Origin of the sequence: Dysgonomonas sp. 521, assembly GCF_010501055.1 — a bacterium.
Classification (GTDB): Bacteria; Bacteroidota; Bacteroidia; order Bacteroidales; family Dysgonomonadaceae; genus Dysgonomonas.
The window spans coordinates 1-1,330 of sequence record NZ_QVMO01000214.1; the positions used below are offsets into that span (position 1 = coordinate 1).

General features: G+C 36.2%; 1 protein-coding gene and 1 pseudogene. Both read right to left on the reverse strand.

Features of this window, described 5'->3' with window-relative positions; translation table 11 throughout:
- Positions 1-786: 786 nt before the first annotated feature.
- Positions 787-987, reverse strand: a complete 201-nt coding sequence (locus tag D0T84_RS22205; RefSeq protein WP_163310096.1) for a hypothetical protein — start codon at positions 985-987, stop codon at positions 787-789.
- A 246-nt stretch (positions 988-1,233) separates the two neighbouring features.
- A pseudogene (locus D0T84_RS23415) lies at positions 1,234-1,330 on the reverse strand (hypothetical protein); the annotation flags it as partial.

Genomic DNA, 1,330 nt, shown 5'->3' on the forward strand with positions numbered 1-1,330 from the left:
AAACTCATGGCTCAAAGAAGTAAACAGGCATAAAATGCAAGTATGCTACCATCCGGGAATTATTCTTTTTATCAAGAGAATCACCAATATTTGGTCTACCTTTCTTTGAAGCAAGACTCAACAGCAAGTATATTAACATTAGTTGAACTGGTGCTACACTGCCATGAGTTTTTTTCAAAGAAAAGATTTTTATCGTCATTATCGTTTGGTTTATTGGTAAATAATGAGCACTCAACATGACAACCAACGGTCACAGGAGCGGAGCGTATGTAAATAGATATGGAAAATACTTATGACACACCCTCATTTTGGTTTGCTGGTAGTACAAGGCAAAATTATTGTAACTCTCTTTACATGCACTACCGGAAAGATACAATCTGAAAACGACATTCGGATGAGGGCTTTAGCACCAATCTTCTTTATTTCTTTCAATATTATTTCAATTGTATTTTTGTCAATGTGTAAAAATGACTATATTTGTAACTTCATAAAATGAAGACATAAAATTAGACAGTGTATGGTATAACAGATACAGGGACAGAATAATATTATCTGTATCTACTTTACCGGAAGACATGAAAATTTCTTGTACCTTGCTGAAGGACTATGTTGCAAGCATAGTGATGCAATGTGTACAGCATATTGAGAAAAAAGTAGTTTTTTTGAGAAAGTCTGCAAAGTGATTTTGCGGACTTTTTTCATACAATATTACCAGGTAGTAAAAAAGGTATAGAAGATGTGAGGTCGGGGTCGTGAGCCTATAATCAGCCGTTGGCTGCGGATCGGTTAAGAAGAGTAGGTGTTCAGCATTCTGCAATACCGTGAGGCATACCTTTCGAGGTCGCAGTTGTATGTACCAAAATTCTTTATTATTATGGAAAACAGGTAAAAACTGCGTTTCCGGATGAGGATATCGGGGCCATAAAGCATATACTGCTCACTACTGACATCCTGCGTGTGTTCGATGGAGATAAAATACTTAGTCATACCTTTAACTGTAATTATAAATGGATGTGAAGTAAAAAAATAAATTCGCTACAAATCTAATTAGTCTCTCCTTACGAATATAAAAGTTTCGCAATAGTTTTCATTTCGTCAGCATTTTCATCAGTAAAAGCCTATTTGCATTTGGTTGGCAGCATTTATTATATAGCCAAGAAATGAGATTCTTCATCCATTTCTTGAGATTCCAGGCTGTTGCACTTAGAAGAGCATTGATTTGGACATACCTCTCTCCACAGAGATAATTTTCATGCATTCTGAAGTCTGATTTGAGATGTGCGTTAACCGGTTCTATTGCTGCCCTGCGTCTAAACTTCCTCCGCTTTTT